Consider the following 20,712-nt stretch of genomic DNA (forward strand, 5'->3'; position numbering starts at 1 on the left):
AGAAATGGATCGGTTGATTTATACCGCACTGAGCGGCGCCACCCAGACGCTGCTGGAGCAGCAAATTAGCGCCAATAACCTCGCCAACGTTAACACCAATGGTTTTCGCGCGGATATGGCGATGGCGAGCAATGACAAAGTAAAAGGCGGTGGCTTCGATACGCGTTTTATGGCGAAGGAGAGTCCCAGCGGCGTCAATGACAGCACCGGCGTGGCGGAAAAAACCGAACGTCCACTTGATGTTGCTATTCAGGGATCCGGCTATATCGCCGTGCAGGATAAAGCGGGAAACGAGGTGTACACCCGTAACGGCAATATTCAGCAGGACGATCAGGGGCAACTGACCATCGACGGTAACGTGGTGCTCGGGGATAACGGCCCGATTATTTTACCGCCAAACGCGATTGCCTCTTTCGGCAGCGACGGCACGCTCTCCGTCACACCTGACGATGGCGATGTCACTGCAACGATGGATATCGATCGCCTGAAGCTGGTGGATATTCCGGTCGCCAATCTGGCGAAAAATAGCGAAGGGATGCTGGTGACGGCGGACGGCGTACCGGCACAGCGCGATGAGAACATCAAAGTGAGCGGCGGCTTTCTGGAAGGCAGTAACGTGTCTGCGGTGAGCGAAATGATGTCATCTATCGCGATGAACCGTCAGTTCGAAGCGCAAATCAAGATGATGAAAACGGCTGAAGATCTCAGCGACTCAGGCAACAGACTGCTACGCGGCTCCTGAGTCGTAGCCTTTAATCAGGGATAAAGTTTTATGAACGCAGCGTTATGGATCAGTAAAACCGGCCTGTCGGCGCAGGATGCTGAGATGAGTGCGATTGCTAACAACATCGCCAACGTCAATACCACGGGCTTTAAGCGCGACCGCGTGATGTTCCAGGATCTGTTTTATCAGACTCAGGAAGCGCCGGGCGCCATGCTCGATCAAAATAACATCATGCCGACCGGTATGCAGTTCGGTAGCGGTGTTCGTATTGTGGGAACGCAAAAAACCTTCACCGAAGGGAATGTAGAAACCACCGACAATACGATGAACGTGGCCATCATGGGGCAGGGATTCTGGCAGGTGCAAAAGGCGAACGGAGATATTGCGTATACCCGTGACGGCAATATGCAGGTTAATGCCGACGGCGTGCTAACCAACGCCCAGGGATTGCCGCTACAGCCAGAAATTGATGTACCAGCAGGGGCCACCCAAGTCGCTTTTTCGCCTGATGGCACCGTGACGGCAATCCTGCCCGGCGACAGTGACCCTACTGAACTGGGGCAGCTAACGCTGGTGAATTTCGCCAACCCGGCCGGGCTTTCAGCCGAAGGCGACAACCTGTATCTGGAAACGGCGGCTAGCGGCCAACCGACGGAAGGTATTCCGGGGGAAGATGGCCTGGGAACGTTACAGGATAAAGCACTGGAAGGCTCGAACGTGGACATCGTCAACGAAATGGTGGCGATGATCACCGTACAGCGCGCCTATGAGATGAACGCCAAAATGGTCTCTGCGGCAGACGATATGCTGCAGTTTATTAGTCAGACACTGTAACTCAAGAATGTGAAATGCCGGATGGTTCAGCGCCATCCGGCAGAAATAGGCAGAACGTGAAAAATTATCTCTGGCTGATGGTACTGCTTCCCCTGTTAAGCGGGTGCGAATCGCAGGCCCTACTGGTCAAAAAAAATGACGAATTCTTTGCTCCTCCCAAAACGGAAGCGCCGCCAACGGCGGATGGTCGTGCGGGTGGCGTGTTTGAAACTGGGTATAACTGGTCGCTGACGGCGGACCGCCGCGCCTATCGGGTGGGGGATATCCTGACCGTGATGCTGGAAGAATCCACCCAGTCGAGCAAACAGGCGAAAACCAATTTCGGTAAGAACAATACCGTTGATATCGGCGCGCCGACGCTGTTCGGACATACCAAAGATAACCTTTCCGCTTCCGTGGATGCTAATCGTGACTTCAACGGGACGGCGACCTCGCAGCAGCAGAACAGTTTGCGCGGTGAAATTACGGTGTCGGTACACTCGGTACAATCGAACGGTATCCTGGAAATTCGCGGTGAAAAATGGCTCACCCTTAACCAGGGCGATGAGTACATTCGCCTGAGCGGCCTGGTGCGCGCCGATGACATTCAGAATGACAACTCCGTCTCATCACAGCGTATTGCCGATGCGCGTATCTCCTATGCGGGTCGTGGCGCATTGAGCGATGCCAATGCGGCGGGCTGGCTGACGCGTCTGTTTAACCATCCTCTCTTCCCGATCTAATGCAGGATTTTGATATGCAACACTTAAGCGGGCGCTGGATGAAGGCGTTAAATGGCATCGTTATCGCCCTGAGCCTGGCGCTGCCTGGCGCGGCGCAGGCGCAATCTCTGGAGTCGTTGGTTAACGTCCAGGGGGTCAGGGAAAACCAACTCGTCGGCTACAGTCTGGTGGTCGGTCTGGACGGAACCGGGGATAAAAACCAGGTCAAATTCACCAACCAGACAATTACCAACATGCTGCGCCAGTTTGGCGTACAACTGCCGGGCAAAATCGATCCGAAGGTGAAGAACGTGGCGGCGGTGGCGGTCAGCGCGACGTTGCCGCCCATGTACTCGCGTGGGCAGACCATTGACGTCACGGTCTCGTCGATTGGCGATGCCAAAAGCCTGCGCGGCGGCACATTATTACTCACCCAATTACACGGCGCGGACGGAGAGGTCTACGCCCTTGCGCAAGGGAGCGTGGTGGTCGGCGGGATGAACGCGACCGGGGCCAGCGGCTCCAGCGTCACCGTGAATACCCCCACCGCCGGGCTGATACCGAACGGCGCGTCGGTAGAGCGTGAAATTCCCAGCGATTTCCAGATGGGCGATACCATCACGCTTAACCTGAAACGTCCTTCTTTCAAAGATGCCAATAATATTGCGGCGGCGATCAACGCGTCGTTTGGCGGCATTGCGACGGCACAAAGCTCAACCAACGTTATCGTCCGCGCGCCAACCAGCCCCGGGGCGCGCGTTGCGTTTATGTCTCAGTTAGATGACGTCCAGGTGCAGGCGGAAAAAGTCCGGGCACGGGTGGTGTTTAACTCGCGTACCGGTACGGTCGTTATGGGCGATGGTATTGCCCTGCATGCGGCGGCGGTATCGCATGGCAGTCTGACGGTTTCCATCAATGAAAGCAGCAACGTCAGCCAGCCGAACGCTTTTGCCGGTGGCCGTACGGCGGTGACGCCGCAAAGCAATATTTCGGTGAATCATGCCCGTCCGGGGATGATTACGCTGCCTGAATCCAGCAGTCTGAAAACGTTGGTTAATGCGCTCAACAGCCTGGGAGCCACGCCAGACGACATTATGTCTATTTTACAGGCCCTGCATGAAGCCGGGGCGCTGGATGCCGATCTGGAGGTGATTTAATGGCCGATATTAAGGTGAATCATAGCGGGGGGATTGACGGCAGCGATGCGTTAATGGGCCCCAAAATCAAAGATAACGATTTGCAGAAAGCGGCCCAGCAGTTCGAAGCCATCTTCTTACGCAACATGCTGAAAGAGATGCGTAAAACCAATGAGATATTCGATTCAAAAGATAACCCGTTTAACAGCGACTCGGTACGCATGATGCAGGGATTTTATGATGATCAGCTGTGCAACAGTCTTGCCCAACAGCACGGCATTGGCATTGCGGAGATGATCGTCAAACAACTCTCCCCTCATCACAAAGGATAAAGATTGCGCGGCGGCTTAAGAACTGCGGTTTTTTCGCCGCTCTTAATCGGCAAGGTTGTTAATGACAGACCGGGTAACTGACCGGCGAGGACGCTTTGATGGACATGATTAACATTGGCTACAGCGGCGCATCGACTGCGCAAGTGGAGCTTAACGTAACGGCGCAAAACACCGCCAACGCCATGACAGACGGTTACACCCGGCAGGTTGCCATCACCAGTACCATTGGCGCCAGTTCTGGTTCGGCGAACAGCGCGGGTAACGGTGTGCAGGTTGACAGTATTCGCCGGGTCTCAAACCAGTATCAGGTTAACCAGGTCTGGTATGCCGCCAGCGATTATGGCTATTACAACACCCAGCAAGAATATTTAACGCAGTTGGAAACCGTCCTCAGCGATGATAACAGCAGCCTGAGCGGGGGTTTTGATAACTTTTTTGCCGCGCTAAACGAAGCCACCACCAGTCCGGATGATTCCGCCCTGCGTGAGCAGGTGATTAGCGAGTCCGGCGCGCTGGCGCTGCGCGTGGATAACACCCTCGATTATATCGACTCGCAAAGCAGCGAGATCGTCAGCCAGGAGCAGGCGATGGTGGCGCAGGTGAACACCCTGACTACCGGTATTGCCAGTTATAATCAGCAAATTGCGGAAGCTGAAGCCAACGGTGATAACGCCTCGGCGCTGTACGACGCCCGCGATCAGATGGTCGAACAACTCAGCGGTATCATGGACGTTCAGGTCAATATCGATGATGAAGGTAACTATAACGTCACGCTGCAAAACGGTCAGCCGTTGGTCAGCGGGCAGGAGAGTTCCACCATCGAACTGGATACCAACGCCGACGGCACACAAAGCATGTCGCTGACGTTTGCCGGAACCACCTCATCCATGAGCACCGATACCGGCGGTTCGCTGGGGGCGTTGTTTGATTATCAGAATGAAATACTGACGCCGTTGACGGGAACGATTAACAGCATGGCGGAGCAATTTGCCGATGCGGTTAACACTCAGCTGGCGCAGGGCTATGACCTGAACGGGAATCCCGGCGAACCGCTGTTTATTTATGACGAAAACTCATCGGATGGTCCGCTGGAGGTCAATCCCGATATCACCGCCGATGAACTGGCATTTTCCAGCTCGCCAGACGAAAGCGGTAACAGCGATAACCTGCAGGCGCTAATCAACATCTCGACCGAACCGTTGGATATAGAAGGTCTCGGCAGCGTAACCGTGGGCGAAGCCTGTTCATCGATCATCAGTAACATCGGTATTTACAGCCAGCAAAACCAGACGGAAGCCGAAGCCGCAGCCAACGTGTACTCCGAGGCACAGAATCAACAGAGCAGCGTGAGCGGCGTCAGCATGGACGAAGAAGCGGTCAACCTTATTACCTACCAGCAGATTTACGAGGCTAACCTGAAAGTCATCTCAACAGGTGCTGATATTTTCGATTCTGTGCTGGAAATGTGTAGCTAACCTGGAGGGCTATTATCATGCGAGTGTCTACCCAACAATCCTATGTGTCTATGACGCAGAGTTTTAATAACCTTTCCAGCGATTTGTCGCACGTCGTTACGCAAATGGCGACGGGCAAAAGCATTCTGTTGCCGTCAGATGATCCTATCGCTGCAACCCGTATCACCCAGCTTAACCGCCAGCAATCGGCCCTCGACCAATATCAAACCAATATTGATTCCGCGTCGGCAGGAATGAGCCAGCAGGAGTCTATTCTCGATGGCGTCAATAACGATCTGTTGGCGATTCGCGACGATCTGTTGGAAGCCGCGAACGGCACCAATACCGCCGAGTCATTATCCAGCCTGGGGCAGGATATCCAGTCAATGACCGAAGCGATGGTGGCGGCGCTCAATTACCAGGATGAAGACGGGCACTATGTGTTTGGCGGCACGGTGAACGATCGGCCGCCGATTGTCGCGGTGGATGAGGACGGCGACGGGGTGACCGACAGCTATACCTATCAGGGTAACGACGATCATCGCCAGACCACCGTCTCCAATGGCGTAGAGGTTGATACCAATGTTGCCGTCAGCGACTTCTTCGGCGATAGCCTGGACGTGCTGAACACCTTAACGTCATTATCGAAAGAGCTGCAGGATCCATCGGTAGACCCCGCCGCTCCGCAGGTGCAAAGCGATATTCAGAATGCCATCGACACGGTAGACGTGGCTTCTGATGAGCTCAATGCCTCTATCGCCACCATTGGTGAAACGCAGAATACGATGACCATGCTAAGCGGTGCTCAAACGGATATCTCAACGTCCAACGATCAGCTTATTAGCCAGTTGAGCGATCTGGATTATGGCCCCGCTTCTATAACCTTTACCGGTCTGGAAATGGCGATGGAAGCCACCTTAAAAACTTACTCCAAAGTGAGTGAGTTGAACCTTTTCAGTGTGATTTAACAGCTAGCAGTAGCTCAGGAATAGTATGCAGGTCGGTTTAAATACAACATCACTCTCCGGTAGCGGAGCGCTTAATTCTTCTGTGCAACAGCATACCGTTGCGCAGAATGCCCCTGTCCGTCAAAAGTTACCCGCAACGGCGAGTGATTACCCGGCCTCACCGCTTATTACCACCCGGCCTCAGCGCTATAGCGTGCAGCTTAACGATCAGCTCACCACGCTGCAGCAGGCCGATCACTATCTGGGACAACTGGAGCAGCATTTGCTGGATTATCGCCATGCCTCGCGCCGTGGCGGGCAGACGCAGCAGCAAAAGGGCGCCGAACTTACCCAGTGGCTGGATAAAAGAACGGCGTTATCCGGCGGCGCGGTGGACAGGCAACTGCGTCCGGTTTTGCAGGGCGAGGCGCGAGTGACCTTTCACGCGCCTGAACTGGCGCAGATGCTGCAAACAGATGCCATAAGCTCGCGTATGTTTAGTGTTTCCGACGGGCGGCAAACGCAGCACTCGGCGGTGGTGGTGAGTGAGGATATGGATCCAGGCCAGTACAAGATAATGATGAGCAACGCGCTGCGTCGCGTCGGCGTACAGGTGCACGATCGGCAGGGCACGTTAACGTTCTCCACCACGGAAAAGCAGTGGCCGCAGATCCAACAAACCCTGAGCGTACGCGATGTCGGTGCGAAGTCATCAGCGTTTACCCCGATGAAAACATTTGCCGATCCCTCACGTTCAGAGGAGCTTCAACAGTATATAGCACAGGGCGGAACCCGGACTCCGGACGGATTACAGCAGGCGTTGGATATTATTGGCGATCAACGTGCGCAAATGGCTGCCCAGCAGGAAAAGGGCCGGCAACTGATTGACGGTATGGCGCGTTTTCCACAGGCAGAGAGTGCGGTAAAAGCCTCTGAATCACTGGGGGGAGTATTGGATCATGCTAATCACAATTATCAGGTATTAGCACAGGCGGTAAATGGACAAGCCCGACTTTCCAGCCAGACTGTCCGTAGTTTATTAAGTTAATTCTGCTGACATGCATTTGTTGAGAAGTTAAATACAGTGGGGTCTGTGATTAATAGACCTCCAACATCCCGTGTAAAAAGCAAATTTTGCTGTGGGTTTAAATGAAGCCACCACGTATGCAGGTTGTGCTCAGAGACAAATACTCCGAAATTAGCCAGCCGGGAATCGTTTTGATCGGTTTTGGTGGTACTAAAGTGAAACTCCCCTTGTTTAGATGAACCTGCATAATGATTTATGCACGATGCGATCTTAAACGTGGATGGCATTTTGTTATTTTGCTCCAGCGGGACGAGAGTGGCGGTCATGTTTTTGTTCAGTGGACTCGTAATGAGTTCATAATGTACGTTTTTGCCAGTATTAAGATCGTAATTGGCAATAACTGTATTTTCAATATGGGCATGCGCGATAAAAGTGAAAAATAGCGTTAAAACAGACAGGCCAGGGAAAAAGAAATTATTTGCATTTTGGCATTTCATTTAACATTTTCTCCACTTCTTTAATTAAAATACCATTCATTTCATTATCTTTATTTAGCCAGTTATCAAAACTCAGCGCTAACTGCCATTTGTCATTGCATTGATTACTAAGCACAATATCAAGGGCAAGTTTGTTCAGTGAAACCCGATAATACAAGGTCATCGAGGCATTATGGCTTACCAACAATGGGTTGAGCTGCTCTATACCGGGAAGAATATGCGGTGAAACAAACGATGACGATTTCTTATTCTCACCTGAGTCGTACAGTTGATATACGGTAACACGGTTGGCATTTTCAAGCGTCTCTTTAACCAGTTGTGGAGCTTCTTCCATTTTAGTGACAGATGGTGCTTTAAAATAAGAGATTAAAATAAACAACGACAGCGCGATAACGATAACGGGTAAGGTAATCAGAACGGCGCGATAAGGATGCCGCCTGATGGTAGTTTTTCTCTGGCTTCTCGGCAATAGTTGACTGTTAAGTAAGGGTATTTCCCCATGAGTTGTTGACGGAAGCGTTTCAACAAGTGTAAGGGGTTCAATAACCTCGGTACGCTTCTCGGCTTCATCAATAGTACTGTCATCAGCCACAGTTTCATTAAGGTCAATAGTTTCAGTGAGGTAGTTTTTATTAAATAAATACCCTTTTTTGGGTATGGTTTTTATAATTTCCTGCTGCTTGCCGTCATCGTCGATAGCAACACGTAGGGCATGAATGGCTGTCGGCAGGCTATTTCCACCAACGATACGATTCTTCCATACCGCGCTCATTAAATACGACCGAGATAAAACCACATCGGCATTTTTAGCTAATGTCTCTAACAGAATAAAATGGTATTCGCCCAGGCGACGTATCTCACCTGTTTCACAATGGATTAACGCATTAAGCGAGGAATCCATCCGCCAGTTGTTGACTACGATACTCATCGTTTTGTGTACCCGTGCAAGATTTTATATCCCTGGTGTCACACCGTTAAAAATCAGTGCATTAAAATTCTGGAGAAATTGAAATGTCTTTCTGGCTGTGAAGCTGTAGCCGAATCGCTATTGAGTATTTTTTATACTGTCCAAAAAAGGATTTGAAATGTAGCGAAAGTGTCCGAGACTCACAATATAAAAATACAGGCTATTTGCAACGAAATGTAAAATAAAGCCTGAGTACGATACTTTAATGCATTCTTGATTGAGTACAATCTTATCTTTATCATAAAGTTAACCCTTCAGATGCGTAATCAATCAACTCATGATGAGATATTTCTAATAATCTTTTAATTAAACTTTAGGTGAGTTCTTCCTTGGGTGAGGCCTTTTTTGGAGCTAAAGCACGGAAAGCTAAAATAGGAGTGAGCTCTTGCTGATGAAGTTGTAGGAGGCATGAAAAAATTTTTTGTAGCGCTTTAAGTTTTCCGAACGGGTGGTCGTTTTTACTGAGTATCGAAACGAAAACGATTATTCCCAAGGAGCAGTACCATGTTATCGATTAATACTAATACCGCATCAATGTCTGCTGTAAATGCTATCAACAAAAGCAGCGCATCACTGTCTACTTCTATGGAACGTCTGGCGACAGGTAACCGTATTAACTCATCTGCAGATGACGCTGCGGGCAAACAGATTGCCAGCCGCCTGACCGCGCAGTCCAGCGGTATGGGCGTTGCGCTGAGCAATATTCAGGACGCAACCGCGATGCTGCAGACTGCCGACAGCATGTTTGACGAAATGACCGACGTACTGGGCCGTATGAAAGACCTGTCCACCCAGGCTGCGAACGGAACTTACAGCAGCGATGATCTACAGGCGATGCAGGATGAATACGACGAACTGGGTCAGCAGATGTCCGATATGCTGCAGAACACCACCTATGGTGGCACTAACCTGTTCGGTACGGCTGCCACAAGTAACACAGGGGTTTCAGGTCTGTTCCAGAGTTCAGTGACCTTCCAGGTTGGCGCTGAATCTTCTGACACCATGACCGTAAATATTTCTTCGCAATTGGGTGATCTGGTCAACGATCTGGATAAAGTCAGCAAATCTTTCTCTTCTGACAACTCATCTAATGTGAGTGCATCTGGTACCGAGCTAACAGCTTCTGCGGGCGCTGCTAACAATATGATCAGCACTATCCAGACTGCAATGGATGACGTGTCTAAGATCCAGTCCAAACTGGGTGCATCCATCAACCGTCTGAACGACACCGCTGCTAACCTGACCAGCATGCAGGACAACACTGAAGTGGCGATCGGCAACATTATGGATACCGACTACGCGACAGAAGCGTCCAACATGACCCAGCAACAGGTACTGATGCAAACGGGTATCACCATGCTGAAGCAGTCCAACAGCATGTCCAGCATGGTTTCCAGCCTGCTGCAGTAATTCCTGACGTGATGCCACTCACAACACCGCCATCCGGCGGTGTTGTGCTTTCAGCGACCAGGCTTTACCTGGAAACCTTCCTGAGGAAGGGAAAATTCATTTCCGCTACTAATTTAACTTACTGAATATAAATACTAAAAAATATTGGCATGCGTTTTGCTAATGCATAAATAACGTTGCACGGAGTCACTGATTATGAGCTTTACGAGTCCGATCCAAAAATTAGCACAAGAATTTGCCTACGCAGATATCGCCACTCAAGCGGCGAATCTGCAGAACCAACAGAACGAATTGAATGCAGAGAGCAGCGGTCTGGAGTCGTTAAGTTCGGCGCTCACTGACTTTCAGTCAGCAATAGACGCGCTTAACAGCGACACCGACGGCCCACTGACGTTTTCTGCCACCTCGAATAATGAGGCGAATACCGTATCAGCAAACTCGCAGGCGCAGGCGGGAACCTATTCATTCTATGTCACTAAACTGGCGCAGGCGCAGCAGACGACCTTCAGCATGAGTGACGATACCTTTAGCGCAACCGGCACGTTTGAGCTCACGATGGATGACGGTACGACCATGGATATCGATCTCGCGTCTGCCGATGAGGATGGCGACAGCTTTATTGATGCCAACGAACTGGTTGATGCGATTAATGGCTCGGATGACAACCCAGGCGTGTCGGCGGCGCTGGTCAAAACCGATGGCACAACCACCATCATGCTGACTTCCGATTCCACGGGAGCGCAAAGCAAATTCTCAGTAAGCGTAACGGGAAACACCTCTTTCTCTGATCAGATTACCGCCAGCGAAAATAATGTCACAGAGGCGCAGGACGCTGAAATTCATCTGGGTAATGCGGGCGGCCCCGCCATTACAAGCAGCACTAACACCTTTGACGATGTGATCCCCGGCGTAACCATGACCTTTTCAGAGGTCAGCGACCCTGACGATCCGAACGATGTAACCACCTTTACCATTGCTGAAGACTCCAGTGGTTCTCAGGCAAAAGTGCAGACCTTTGTGGATGCCTATAACACGCTAATCGACACCATAGATTCTCTCACCAGCTACGGCGATGACAACACGGCAGCCGGGGTTTTTGCCGGTGACGCTGGGATGAATTCACTGGCAAATCAGATGGATGATATCGCACACGCTTCATACGGCGGCGTATCGATTGTCGACTATGGCATTACGCTGGATTCCGACGGCCACCTGCAGATTGACTCCACCCAGTTCAGCGAAGAAATGGAAGAAAACCCGGACGGATTGACCTCCATTTTTGTCGGCGATGACAGCATGGTCGCGCAGATGGACGACCTGATGGAAAGTTACCTGGATTCCAGCAACGGCATCATCGCTATGCGCCAGGAAAACATTGATAACCAGCAGAGCAAAATTCAGGACGAAAGCGATCAACTGACCGAAACCTATAACACCAACTATGACCGCTATGTGGAAGAGTACACCAATACGTTGATTGAAACGTATACCATGAAAGTGAGTATGGCCGCGTTTATGTAACCGGCTGATTTAAAAGAAGGATTGGGAACCAATATGTACGACACGCAGGATGGTTATTCGCAATATAAAGAGATGGATCTTGCTGCGCGTACGGCAGCAGCATCGCCGTTAGAGCTGGTGCTGGTGCTGTTTTCGGGACTGATGGACGAACTGGAACGCGCGAAAAGCCACATTGAAAACAAACGCTACGAGCGTAAAGCGCAAAGCATCAATAAATGTATCGATATTCTCAACGCCTTAACCAGCTCGCTGGAGTTTGAAACCGGCGGTGAGCTGGTGGTGAATCTCTCCCGGCTTTATGACCACTGCGTCTACCGTCTGTATGAAGCGAGCGGCGAATTGTCGTTAGAAAAAATTGATGAAGTGATCCTCATCCTGACGAATCTGCGCACAGGCTGGGAAGGTCTGTCGGCAAAACTTGGATAAGGCGATGGAAAGAGAGCGTCAGCAACAGCAGCTTTATGCCCTGGTGGCGGCGATGAACGATGCCCTGGATCAAAAACGGTGGCGTCGATTACCGGGGCTGCATCAGCAGGTGATGCGTGACTTTCATGCCTATGCTGCCTGGGAAACTGACGCCGAGTCGCTACGGGAAGTGAAGAGCAGACTGCTGGTCGCGTTTGAGGCATTAATTGCGCGGCGAACGCAGCGTGCGGAAGAACTCAAAGCGCGTATGGAGAAACATCAGCAAAACCAGGAAGGAATGCTGGCGTATTCAATGGTTAATTTAATTTCGGAGAAGGCATGAATCCTGTATTACTGGCCTCGGTCAGTGCGTCGGCAGAGGCCACACCGGAAAAGGCGACTATTTCGGCGTCGGCGGCCCCTGCAAGCAGCGGCACATTTTCTTTACCCCAATCGGGGTTTAACGCCGCGGCTGAGCGGCTGATTGGCGCAAAACTGAGTCATCAGCTGACATCGGCGGCTGCACATAAACCAGACGATGCGAATCCGGCAGCCATGCAGGCATTGTTGGCGATGCTACTGGCGCAACCGACTCAGGCGGCTCCTGCTGGAGTACAGAAGCAACCTGATGGTGAAATGCTGAAAATGCTGGCGCAGGTGCAAACCACTCATTCGGGATCATCGCTGCTGCGCCAACTGGCGAGCGCCATGGCCCAGCCGGAAAAAGCGTCCACGCCATCGGCTGAGCAGCATACAACCGACTTATCGTCACTGCCGCCTAAGCTGCAAACGTTATTGGCGTCTCTCAGTGAGGATTTGCCGCCAGCAACCCCGGATCAACAGGCTAAGCTGGCGACGTTTTCCGCCCAGGATCTGCGTGCGATTGCGCCGGAGCCTGCGTCACTCTCGACCACCCAACAAATTTCTGCTCGGGTGAAAGCAACCCAGAACGCCAGTCCGCGCCCGGTGGTGGAGAGAAAAACCGCTGGAGTGACGGTTAACCCGGCGCTCTCTACGCAAAGTTTACTCACTACGGCGGCGCAGGGAAATCAGCCGGTGAATCCGCTGACTGACCATAACATCGTGTCAACGCAAGCGTCCTCGCCAGTGATGATGTCAACGGAGGAACTCGGGGAGAAACTCACCGCGCTCCTCAAAGACAGAATTCAGTTCCAGCTTGGTCAGCAACAGCAGGTATCAACCATTCGTCTTGACCCTCCTTCGCTAGGCAAACTTGAAATCGCCGTGCAACTGGATGCAGGCAAGCTGATGGTTCACATCGGCGCAAATCAGAGCGATGTCTGCCGCTCATTGCAACAATTTAGCGAGAACCTACGCCAGCACCTGACGGCGCAGAACTTCATGGAAGTCAATGTTCAGGTCTCCTCCGAGGGGCAATCTCAGCAGCAAAAACAGCAGTCAGGTCATCAACAGGATGAGGTGACGTCGGCATTAGTGCTCAATGATGAACCTCAATTTCAACGGAATGAATCCGTTCTGATCAAAGTGTAAAAGTAAAATGAAGAAAATTGTTATCGCGTGTGTGATCAGCTCCGTTGTGGCTCTGGGTATTGCGGGGGGCGCAGGATGGGGCATTTATCATTCTATGAATAAGCGAACTACGGCTGCAGCAGAGGTTCCTGCCCATGAAGCGGAAGACAGCCAGGATGAATCCAGCAGTATTTTTGTCTCTCTGCCGGAAACGGTGGTTACGCTGCATGATGATGAAGGGGGCGATCGCTATATGGTCGCTGAGCTGGTAATGGTCGTTGATTCAGAGAAAGACGCTGAAAAAATTAAGAAGGACGAACCGCTCTATCAAAGTATTACCGTAGATGAGCTTTCGAATATGAAATATGAAGATATTCGGGCGCTGAAGATCTCCGATATCAGAAAGAAAGTATTTGAGAATCTGAAAGTCGAATTAGCGAAACGCAAAATGGCGACACCTTATAAGGACATATTGGTGAAAAAAGTCGTGTTCCAATAAGCGACAAGCCAGGAAATAACATGATACAGGATGCTTACGAGTCAGAAGACTTTAATGCCACGCCCGTGCTCACGCCAAAGCAAGAGAGCCATTATTTACAGGCTTATCTACCTTTGGTGCGCAAAGTGGTGCGTCAACTTGCGCCGCAATGTACCTGCGTTATGGACAGGCAGGATATGGAACAAACGGCGCTGATGGGATTGCTGAACGCGATTCGCCGCTACGGTCAGCCAGACGAAGGTTTTGCCGGTTATGCTGTCCACCGCATACGCGGCGCAATTCTGGATGAGCTGCGCAGCCTCGACTGGCGGCCTCGCCAGTTACGGCAAAAATACCATCAGATTAAAGATTTGATTCGTGATGCGCGCACACAGCTTGGGCATGAACCCTCATGGGAGGAGTTGTCCCGGTTGGGGTTATCGTCTGAGGATTATCAGGAATATCAACAGTTGGAAGGCGCCGAAACGCTGGCCAGTCTGGATGAATTACTGAATGGCGATATGCCGATTGCACCGCTCGAAGGGCGGGGGCTTGAGGAGCAATTCGTCACCCAGGAAATGTTGAGTTACGCCCTGAGCCAACTCAGCGAAAAAGAGGGCCTCGTGCTCTCAATGTATTACCAACACGATATGAATTTAAAAGAGATCGCGCTGGTATTAGGGCTGACCGAAGCCCGAATTTGTCAAATGAATAAAAAAATCACGCACAAGATTCGTGATTGTTTATATCCAGACTAACAATTCCGAATCAACATGCGGAGGACGTAATGCAAAAGATTTTTGGTTTATTAGTGGTTTTGGGCTGCGTATTTGGCGGCTACTTTGAGGCTGGTGGGCAGTTAATTGCTATTTGGCAGCCAGCAGAAATTATTATCATCGTCGGTGCTGGTCTGGGGGCGATGATTATTGGTAACCCGGTACATGTCCTGAAAGAGATCGCCCACCAGATCAAAGGGGTGATCAGTAAAAAGAAAATGGGACCGGAGTTTCAGCGTCAGTTACTGATGTGCCTGTATGAGCTGCTGGAAATGGTGCAGAACGGTGGTCTGCGTATGCTGGATCAGCATATCGAGCAGCCGGAAGAAAGCACCATTTTCCAGAAATACCCGCTGGTGCTGACTCAGAAGCGACTGGTGACATTTATCGCCGATAACTTCCGTCTGATGGCGATGGGGAAAATCGATGCCCATGAACTGGAAGGGATCCTCGATCAGGAACTGGATACCGCCGAAGAGTCTTTGTTAACCCCTTCGCGCTCCTTGCAGCGTACCGCCGAGGCGATGCCTGGATTTGGCATTTGTGCTGCGGTACTGGGCATTATCATCACCATGCAGTCTATCGATGGCTCCATTGCGCTTATTGGTTTGAAAGTGGCGGCGGCGTTAGTGGGGACATTCTTAGGGGTGTTCATCTGTTATTGCCTGATGGACCCGCTGGCAAACGCCATGGAACAGCAGGCGCGGGCAGAGCATTCGCTGCTCGAATGCGTTCGTACCGTGCTGGTGGCGCAAGCGGGCGGTAAACCGACGCTACTGGCGGTCGATGCTGGCCGTAAACTTCTCCATCTGGCCTCTAAACCCACTTTCGCCAATCTGGATGCGTGGGTTAATGCGATGCTGGAGCAGGAATAAGCATGAGGAAGGGGCCAAATCGTCGCGATCGCGGCGCGAAAACCACTATTATCCGCCGACAAATTAAAAAGAACCATGCAGGTCATCATGGCGGGGCGTGGAAGGTCGCCTTTGCTGACTTTACTCTGGCGATGATGGCGCTGTTTATGACGCTGTGGATTGTGAACAGCGTCAGCAAGGCTGACCGCGAAAATATCGTGGCGGCGCTGCATGGCCAGTCAATCTTTAACGGTGGCGGTATGGCGCCGTTAAACAAGCTGGGCAAGCAGCCGATAGCGCCAGGCGCGCAGAAGAAAAACGTCACGCGCAACAAGCTTGATAAAACCGTGAATCCACAGGAGACGGCGAGGATCACGGAAGAGAACGCTAAAAAGGCGCTGGATGTGAACGAGAAAACGGTGTTACTGAAACAAAAATCAGCCCAGGAGCTAGGCGAGCTGGCGACCGACATTAACGTCATTGCCCGCAATGCGCATATGGAGACCAACCTTGAAATGGAGATTGTTCCTCAGGGGTTGCGCGTTCTGATTAAAGATGATCAGAACCGTAATATGTTCGAACGCGGTAGCGCCAAAATTATGCCGTTCTTTAAATCGCTGCTGGTTGAGCTGGCCCCCGTGTTTGACTCGCTGGACAACAAGCTCATCATTACCGGGCATACGGACGCGATGAGCTATAAGAGTAACATTTACAACAACTGGAACCTGTCAGGCGACCGCGCATTATCGGCCCGTCGTGTGCTGGAAGACGCCGGGATGCCGCAGGATAAAGTAATGCAGGTCAGCGCAATGGCTGACCAAATGCTGCTGGATGCGAAAAATCCGGAAAGCGCCGGCAACCGTCGCATTGAGATCATGGTATTGACGCAAAGCGCTTCCGATACGCTGTATCAATATTTTGGTCAGCATGGCGAGAAGGTTGTGCAACCACTGGTTGATAAGCTCGACAAACAAAAGCAGGTGACTTCTTTACGCCAACATTCTGCTCCCGTCGCTCATTAATTCTGTTCCCCGTCCCCCACGCAATGTGGGGGTAAATTATCCCGCAGGAAGGCAATATGATAGATATAGCCCATATTATTCCATTGGATATTCATACTGATAACGTCACGGATGTGGCCTGTCAGGGCGCGCATTTCGACAAAGTTTCCGGGATCTGGTACACCGAACCCCATGAGCTAAACGAGGCGCTTCGTGACTATGTCTACAACACCGACAGTTTTAACATCGTCGCGCCGTACTATCTGGTGATTACCTCGAAGATGCACTGCTGGAACTGCCACCAGCTTACCCATATTCACGGAGTGATGTTTACCCGGTTTATCAGAAAAGATCAGGATGGCAAAGGCTGGCAATCTATTCGACGGAATACCTTTCTGTTCCACATTAATTCTCTGCCTGAAGAGATAAAAAAGAACATCAAAGCCAGCAATTACTATCTGGATAAAAGTAAAACCACCGGGCTACGTTACTGGATGAATCATTGTGAAATTTGTGGAGAGCGTCTGGGCGACTACGAGCTTTTCTGCGTGGAAAATGACGCCTTTCGCCTGATGACGATCGAAAAATTGCTGCGAGCAAAGATTCGCAAAGTGAATAAGCTTTTTGTCAGTACGGCGGGCAATCCAGCGGAGCATACGAAAACGGATATTGTGCGTTACCTGTGTGATGCGCGCTTCGTTATGAATGGTCCTGCGTAAGGCATAATCAGACTTCTCACACTATAAAAATACTGTATACTTAAACAGTGTTGTGGGGCGAGTGATGCGCAAAATCATACATGTTGATATGGACTGTTTTTTCGCAGCGGTGGAAATGCGTGATAATCCAGCCCTGCGCGACATTCCCATTGCTATCGGCGGCAGTCGTGAACGCCGGGGGGTTATCAGCACTGCCAATTATCCGGCGCGTAAATTTGGCGTGCGTAGCGCAATGCCGACCGGAATGGCGTTAAAACTGTGCCCGCATCTCACGTTATTGCCTGGTCGATACGAGGCTTATAAAGAAGCCTCCCGCCAGATTCAGGCGATCTTCTCCCGTTATACCTCGCTGATCGAACCTCTTTCGCTGGATGAAGCCTATCTGGATGTGACCGACAGCGCTCACTGTCACGGTTCCGCCACGCTGATAGCGCGGGAGATCCGCCAGACAATTTTCAACGAGCTACAGTTAACCGCCTCCGCCGGGATTGCGCCGGTTAAGTTTCTGGCAAAAATAGCCTCCGATCTCAATAAACCCAACGGGCAATATGTCATTACCCCCGCCGATGTTCCTGAATTTCTCAGAACGCTGCCGTTAGGGAAAATACCCGGCGTTGGCAAAGTTTCTGCCGCTAAGCTGGAAGTGATGGGGTTGCGCACCTGCGAGGATGTTCAAAAATACGACCTGGCCATGTTGCTCAAACGGTTTGGTAAGTTTGGTCGCGTGTTGTGGGAACGCAGCCAGGGTATTGATGAGCGCGACGTCAACAACGACAGACTGCGCAAATCAGTCGGCGTCGAGCGTACGCTGGCAGAAGATATTCATGAATGGGCTGAATGTGAGGAGATTATTGAGCGTCTATATCCCGAACTGGAACGGCGTCTGGCAAAGGTAAAACCGGATCTGTTGATTGCCCGGCAGGGAATAAAACTCAAGTTTAATGATTTTCAGCAAACCACGCAGGAGCACGTCTGGCCGCGCTTAAGTAAAGATGACTTAATTGCGACGGCGCACAAAACCTGGGATGAACGTCGGGGAGGGCGAGGCGTGAGACTGGTGGGATTACACGTCACGCTGCTGGATCCACAGTTGGAAAGGCAACTGCTGCTGGGAATTTAACTCTGATGTATTGCCGGATAGCGGCGTAAACGCCTTATCCGGCCTACAAATCAGCGCGTAAGCCGGATAAGCGCAGCGCCATCCGGCATTTATTACAGAGACTTACTTCGCCGGAATCGACTTCAACAGTTCAGTCAGCAGCGTCCAGTAGTGGCCGACGCTTTCAATATGAACCTGCTCATCCGGGGAGTGCGGACCGGTGATAGTTGGCCCGATGGAAACCATGTCCATATCCGGATACGGTTTCTTGAACAGACCACATTCCAGACCGGCGTGGATAATCTGGATGTTCGGCGTTTTGTTGAACAGACGCTGATAGGTTTCGCGAACCAGGTGCATAACCGGAGAGTTAGCATCCGGCTGCCAGCCAGGATACGCGCCTTTGGCTTCGGTTTTGGCACCGGCGAGCTTGCCCAGTGAATCCAGCATGCTTACCACGTAGTCTTTACCGCTGTCGATCAGCGAGCGAACCAGGCAGTGGATCTGTACATTATCGTCAGTCATGGTCACGACACCGACGTTCAGGGAGGTTTCCACCACGCCTTTCGCTACGTCGGAATTGCGGATCACGCCGTTCGGGGTGGCGTTCAGTAGACGAACAAAGCTATCGCGAGACTGTGCGGTCAGCGCGGCTTTATCGTTGGCTACGGCATCCAGAAGCAGAGCCAGATTCTTCTCTTTGGCTTCCAGTTCGTTTTTCAGGATGTCCTGGTAAGTGTTAACCAGCGCTTTTAACGCATCAACCTTATCAGTAGCCACGGCGAGGGTCGCAAAAGCTTCACGTGGAATCGCGTTACGCAGCGTGCCGCCGTTGAAATCAATCAGACGCAGATCCAGCTCTTCAGCGTGGCCCGCCAGGAAGCGTACCAGCAGCTTATTCGCGTTACCGAGGCCGACGTGGATTTCGCCACCGGAGTGACCGCCTTTCAGACCTTTTAAGGTCAGTTTAAAGCTCTGGAAACCAGCCGGAACCGCCTCACGGGACAGTGGCAGGTTTGAGGTAAAGTCGATACCCCCAGCGCAACCCATGTAGATCTCACCTTCTTCTTCAGAGTCGGTATTGATCAGGATATCTGCCTGCAGCCAGTTAGCCTGCAGACCGAACGCGCCATCCATGCCCGCTTCTTCGGTCATAGTCAGCAGCACTTCCAGCGGACCGTGTACCACGTTGTCATCCGCCAGTACGGCCAGCGCGGACGCCATACCGATGCCGTTATCCGCACCCAGCGTGGTGCCACGGGCTTTCACCCATTCGCCATCAATATAAGGTTGGATAGGATCTTTGGTGAAGTCGTGCACGGTGTCGTTGTTTTTCTGCGGGACCATATCCAGGTGCGCCTGCAGAACGACCGGTTTGCGGTTTTCCATGCCTGCAGTGGCAGGTTTGCGAATCAGGATGTTACCGACCTGGTCGCGCTCGACGTGAAAACCTTTCTCCTGGGCCCAGCTCAGAATATGTTCAGCGAGCTGCTCTTCATGGTAGGACGGATGAGGAATAGAACAGATTTTGGCAAAAATATCCCACAACGGTTGCGGGGATAATTGAGACAGTTCAGACACGTTGAGTCTCCTTGGCGATGTCCTACAAAACTTGCTTGCAGGGCACGGGGTTAGCTGAATAAAAAACACCACAAGTCAGGCTTGCGCGATGCGATTGAGAATACCACTTTCTCCGCTGACGGCTAGCATAAAGCATGCAAAAAGAGGCGTGGATTCTGCGAAACACTGGTTTTTAGTGCGTCAGATCTCTATAATCTCGCGCAACCTGGTTCACCCTCAATTTATTAATTAGCCGTAGATAAACAGGCTGGGACACTTCACATGAGCGAAAAATACGTCGTCACCTGGGACATGTTGCAGATCCATGCACGTAAACTGGCAAGCCGCCTGATGCCTTCTGAACAATGGAAAGGCATTATTGCCGTTAGCCGTGGTGGTCTGGTGCCGGGCGCATTGCTGGCGCGTGAATTGGGTATTCGTCATGTCGATACCGTATGCATCTCCAGCTACGATCACGACAACCAGCGCGAGCTGAAAGTGCTTAAGCGTGCTGAAGGCGACGGTGAAGGTTTTATCGTCATCGATGACCTGGTTGACACCGGCGGCACCGCGGTTGCGATCCGCGAAATGTATCCTAAAGCGCATTTCGTCACTATTTTCGCTAAGCCGGCAGGTCGTCCGCTGGTAAATGATTATATTGTTGATATCCCTCAGGATACCTGGATTGAGCAGCCTTGGGATATGGGCGTAGTGTTTGTCCCGCCGATCTCTGGTCGCTAATCAACAGCGCTTTCAACGCCTGGCTATGCCGGGCGTTG

General features: G+C 51.5%; 23 protein-coding genes. 20 read left to right on the top strand and 3 right to left on the bottom strand.

Features of this window, described 5'->3' with window-relative positions; genetic code table 11:
* Window positions 1-4 precede the first annotated feature (4 nt).
* The 8 genes from FDX11_RS24830 (at window position 5) to FDX11_RS24865 (ending at window position 7,176) form a co-directional block, all read left to right on the top strand.
* Complete coding sequence (locus FDX11_RS24830; protein WP_042310418.1) at window positions 5-742, top strand: flagellar basal body rod protein FlgF; 738 nt, start codon at window positions 5-7, stop codon at window positions 740-742.
* Window positions 743-772: 30 nt separating this feature from the next.
* The gene (gene flgG, locus FDX11_RS24835) at window positions 773-1,558 is read left to right on the top strand and encodes a flagellar basal-body rod protein FlgG (RefSeq protein WP_042310416.1); all 786 of its coding nucleotides are present in this window, start codon (window positions 773-775) and stop codon (window positions 1,556-1,558) included.
* Window positions 1,559-1,614: 56 nt separating this feature from the next.
* Entirely contained in the window at window positions 1,615-2,280 is a 666-nt protein-coding gene (flgH, locus tag FDX11_RS24840) for a flagellar basal body L-ring protein FlgH (protein WP_038643004.1), read from the top strand.
* A 14-nt stretch (window positions 2,281-2,294) separates the two neighbouring features.
* On the top strand, window positions 2,295-3,416 hold the full coding sequence (locus tag FDX11_RS24845; RefSeq protein ID WP_137398692.1) for a flagellar basal body P-ring protein FlgI: 1,122 nt from the start codon (window positions 2,295-2,297) through the stop codon (window positions 3,414-3,416).
* Between the two features lie 8 nt (window positions 3,417-3,424).
* Complete coding sequence (locus FDX11_RS24850) at window positions 3,425-3,727, top strand: rod-binding protein (protein WP_094301070.1); 303 nt, start codon at window positions 3,425-3,427, stop codon at window positions 3,725-3,727.
* Window positions 3,728-3,825: 98 nt separating this feature from the next.
* A complete protein-coding gene (gene flgK, locus FDX11_RS24855) occupies window positions 3,826-5,202 on the top strand; it encodes a flagellar hook-associated protein FlgK (RefSeq protein ID WP_042310409.1) in 1,377 nt (458 codons plus the stop codon).
* Window positions 5,203-5,219: 17 nt separating this feature from the next.
* On the top strand, window positions 5,220-6,149 hold the full coding sequence (gene flgL, locus FDX11_RS24860) for a flagellar hook-associated protein FlgL (protein ID WP_137398693.1): 930 nt from the start codon (window positions 5,220-5,222) through the stop codon (window positions 6,147-6,149).
* 25 nt (window positions 6,150-6,174) lie between these two features.
* A complete protein-coding gene (locus FDX11_RS24865) occupies window positions 6,175-7,176 on the top strand; it encodes a flagellar hook-associated protein (protein ID WP_137398694.1) in 1,002 nt (333 codons plus the stop codon).
* Here the strand turns inward: FDX11_RS24865 and FDX11_RS24870 are convergent.
* Both FDX11_RS24870 and FDX11_RS24875 read right to left on the bottom strand, forming a co-directional pair.
* Complete coding sequence (locus FDX11_RS24870) at window positions 7,173-7,652, bottom strand: hypothetical protein (protein ID WP_137398695.1); 480 nt, start codon at window positions 7,650-7,652, stop codon at window positions 7,173-7,175. The genes FDX11_RS24865 and FDX11_RS24870 overlap by 4 nt on opposite strands.
* The gene (locus FDX11_RS24875) at window positions 7,630-8,580 is read right to left on the bottom strand and encodes a transcriptional regulator (protein WP_061383074.1); all 951 of its coding nucleotides are present in this window, start codon (window positions 8,578-8,580) and stop codon (window positions 7,630-7,632) included. Before FDX11_RS24875 ends, FDX11_RS24870 begins: the two co-directional genes overlap by 23 nt.
* 543 nt (window positions 8,581-9,123) lie before the next feature.
* On the opposite strand from FDX11_RS24875, the gene lafA reads away from it, so the two are divergent.
* The 11 genes from lafA to dinB all read left to right on the top strand — a co-directional run bounded on the left by lafA (window position 9,124) and on the right by dinB (window position 18,394).
* Window positions 9,124-10,029, top strand: coding sequence for a lateral flagellin LafA (gene lafA, locus FDX11_RS24880; RefSeq protein ID WP_042310403.1), 906 nt, complete (start codon window positions 9,124-9,126; stop codon window positions 10,027-10,029).
* Between the two features lie 195 nt (window positions 10,030-10,224).
* Window positions 10,225-11,550 carry a flagellar filament capping protein FliD gene (gene fliD / locus FDX11_RS24885; RefSeq protein ID WP_137398696.1) on the top strand — a complete coding sequence of 442 codons (1,326 nt, stop codon included), beginning with the start codon at window positions 10,225-10,227 and terminating at the stop codon, window positions 11,548-11,550.
* A 33-nt stretch (window positions 11,551-11,583) separates the two neighbouring features.
* Window positions 11,584-11,976, top strand: a complete 393-nt coding sequence (fliS, locus tag FDX11_RS24890; protein WP_003843794.1) for a flagellar export chaperone FliS — start codon at window positions 11,584-11,586, stop codon at window positions 11,974-11,976.
* A 4-nt stretch (window positions 11,977-11,980) separates the two neighbouring features.
* Window positions 11,981-12,298, top strand: coding sequence for a flagellar protein FliT (locus FDX11_RS24895; RefSeq protein ID WP_079225387.1), 318 nt, complete (start codon window positions 11,981-11,983; stop codon window positions 12,296-12,298).
* On the top strand, window positions 12,295-13,467 hold the full coding sequence (locus tag FDX11_RS24900) for a flagellar hook-length control protein FliK (RefSeq protein WP_137398697.1): 1,173 nt from the start codon (window positions 12,295-12,297) through the stop codon (window positions 13,465-13,467). Before FDX11_RS24895 ends, FDX11_RS24900 begins: the two co-directional genes overlap by 4 nt.
* A 7-nt stretch (window positions 13,468-13,474) precedes the next feature.
* A complete protein-coding gene (gene fliL / locus FDX11_RS24905; protein WP_061383066.1) occupies window positions 13,475-13,945 on the top strand; it encodes a flagellar basal body-associated protein FliL in 471 nt (156 codons plus the stop codon).
* A gap of 20 nt (window positions 13,946-13,965) precedes the next feature.
* On the top strand, window positions 13,966-14,682 hold the full coding sequence (locus tag FDX11_RS24910; protein WP_006685924.1) for a FliA/WhiG family RNA polymerase sigma factor: 717 nt from the start codon (window positions 13,966-13,968) through the stop codon (window positions 14,680-14,682).
* A 29-nt stretch (window positions 14,683-14,711) separates the two neighbouring features.
* Entirely contained in the window at window positions 14,712-15,575 is an 864-nt protein-coding gene (gene motA / locus FDX11_RS24915) for a flagellar motor stator protein MotA (protein WP_006685923.1), read from the top strand.
* A gap of 2 nt (window positions 15,576-15,577) precedes the next feature.
* Window positions 15,578-16,576 (top strand): putative lateral flagellar export/assembly protein LafU, encoded by a 999-nt coding sequence (lafU, locus tag FDX11_RS24920; RefSeq protein ID WP_137398698.1) that lies wholly within the window; start codon window positions 15,578-15,580, stop codon window positions 16,574-16,576.
* Window positions 16,577-16,632: 56 nt separating this feature from the next.
* Window positions 16,633-17,274 (top strand): hypothetical protein, encoded by a 642-nt coding sequence (locus tag FDX11_RS24925; RefSeq protein ID WP_061383065.1) that lies wholly within the window; start codon window positions 16,633-16,635, stop codon window positions 17,272-17,274.
* A gap of 64 nt (window positions 17,275-17,338) precedes the next feature.
* Window positions 17,339-18,394, top strand: a complete 1,056-nt coding sequence (gene dinB / locus FDX11_RS24930) for a DNA polymerase IV (protein ID WP_137398699.1) — start codon at window positions 17,339-17,341, stop codon at window positions 18,392-18,394.
* Between the two features lie 102 nt (window positions 18,395-18,496).
* Here dinB and pepD read toward each other — a convergent pair whose 3' ends face one another.
* The gene (pepD, locus tag FDX11_RS24935; protein WP_137349260.1) at window positions 18,497-19,954 is read right to left on the bottom strand and encodes a cytosol nonspecific dipeptidase; all 1,458 of its coding nucleotides are present in this window, start codon (window positions 19,952-19,954) and stop codon (window positions 18,497-18,499) included.
* 261 nt (window positions 19,955-20,215) lie between these two features.
* Between pepD and gpt the strand changes: the two genes are divergently transcribed.
* A complete protein-coding gene (gpt, locus tag FDX11_RS24940) occupies window positions 20,216-20,674 on the top strand; it encodes a xanthine phosphoribosyltransferase (protein ID WP_038637683.1) in 459 nt (152 codons plus the stop codon).
* The last annotated feature ends 38 nt before the right edge of the window (window positions 20,675-20,712 follow it).

This window comes from Citrobacter sp. wls714, assembly GCF_005281025.1.
GTDB lineage: Bacteria > Pseudomonadota > Gammaproteobacteria > Enterobacterales > Enterobacteriaceae > Citrobacter > Citrobacter werkmanii.

What these genes read in the sequence shown, in the direction of transcription:
- FDX11_RS24830 (WP_042310418.1), top strand. Translation starts at nt 5, where the DNA reads ATGGATCGGTTGATTTATACCGCACTGAGCGGCGCCACCCAGACGCTG.
- flgG (WP_042310416.1), top strand. Translation starts at nt 773, where the DNA reads ATGAACGCAGCGTTATGGATCAGTAAAACCGGCCTGTCGGCGCAGGAT.
- FDX11_RS24845 (WP_137398692.1), top strand. Translation starts at nt 2,295, where the DNA reads ATGCAACACTTAAGCGGGCGCTGGATGAAGGCGTTAAATGGCATCGTT.
- flgK (WP_042310409.1), top strand. Translation starts at nt 3,826, where the DNA reads ATGGACATGATTAACATTGGCTACAGCGGCGCATCGACTGCGCAAGTG.
- flgL (WP_137398693.1), top strand. Translation starts at nt 5,220, where the DNA reads ATGCGAGTGTCTACCCAACAATCCTATGTGTCTATGACGCAGAGTTTT.
- FDX11_RS24865 (WP_137398694.1), top strand. Translation starts at nt 6,175, where the DNA reads ATGCAGGTCGGTTTAAATACAACATCACTCTCCGGTAGCGGAGCGCTT.
- FDX11_RS24870 (WP_137398695.1), bottom strand. Translation starts at nt 7,652, where the DNA reads ATGAAATGCCAAAATGCAAATAATTTCTTTTTCCCTGGCCTGTCTGTT.
- FDX11_RS24875 (WP_061383074.1), bottom strand. Translation starts at nt 8,580, where the DNA reads ATGAGTATCGTAGTCAACAACTGGCGGATGGATTCCTCGCTTAATGCG.
- lafA (WP_042310403.1), top strand. Translation starts at nt 9,124, where the DNA reads ATGTTATCGATTAATACTAATACCGCATCAATGTCTGCTGTAAATGCT.
- fliD (WP_137398696.1), top strand. Translation starts at nt 10,225, where the DNA reads ATGAGCTTTACGAGTCCGATCCAAAAATTAGCACAAGAATTTGCCTAC.
- fliS (WP_003843794.1), top strand. Translation starts at nt 11,584, where the DNA reads ATGTACGACACGCAGGATGGTTATTCGCAATATAAAGAGATGGATCTT.
- FDX11_RS24895 (WP_079225387.1), top strand. Translation starts at nt 11,981, where the DNA reads ATGGAAAGAGAGCGTCAGCAACAGCAGCTTTATGCCCTGGTGGCGGCG.
- FDX11_RS24900 (WP_137398697.1), top strand. Translation starts at nt 12,295, where the DNA reads ATGAATCCTGTATTACTGGCCTCGGTCAGTGCGTCGGCAGAGGCCACA.
- fliL (WP_061383066.1), top strand. Translation starts at nt 13,475, where the DNA reads ATGAAGAAAATTGTTATCGCGTGTGTGATCAGCTCCGTTGTGGCTCTG.
- FDX11_RS24910 (WP_006685924.1), top strand. Translation starts at nt 13,966, where the DNA reads ATGATACAGGATGCTTACGAGTCAGAAGACTTTAATGCCACGCCCGTG.
- motA (WP_006685923.1), top strand. Translation starts at nt 14,712, where the DNA reads ATGCAAAAGATTTTTGGTTTATTAGTGGTTTTGGGCTGCGTATTTGGC.
- lafU (WP_137398698.1), top strand. Translation starts at nt 15,578, where the DNA reads ATGAGGAAGGGGCCAAATCGTCGCGATCGCGGCGCGAAAACCACTATT.
- FDX11_RS24925 (WP_061383065.1), top strand. Translation starts at nt 16,633, where the DNA reads ATGATAGATATAGCCCATATTATTCCATTGGATATTCATACTGATAAC.
- dinB (WP_137398699.1), top strand. Translation starts at nt 17,339, where the DNA reads ATGCGCAAAATCATACATGTTGATATGGACTGTTTTTTCGCAGCGGTG.
- gpt (WP_038637683.1), top strand. Translation starts at nt 20,216, where the DNA reads ATGAGCGAAAAATACGTCGTCACCTGGGACATGTTGCAGATCCATGCA.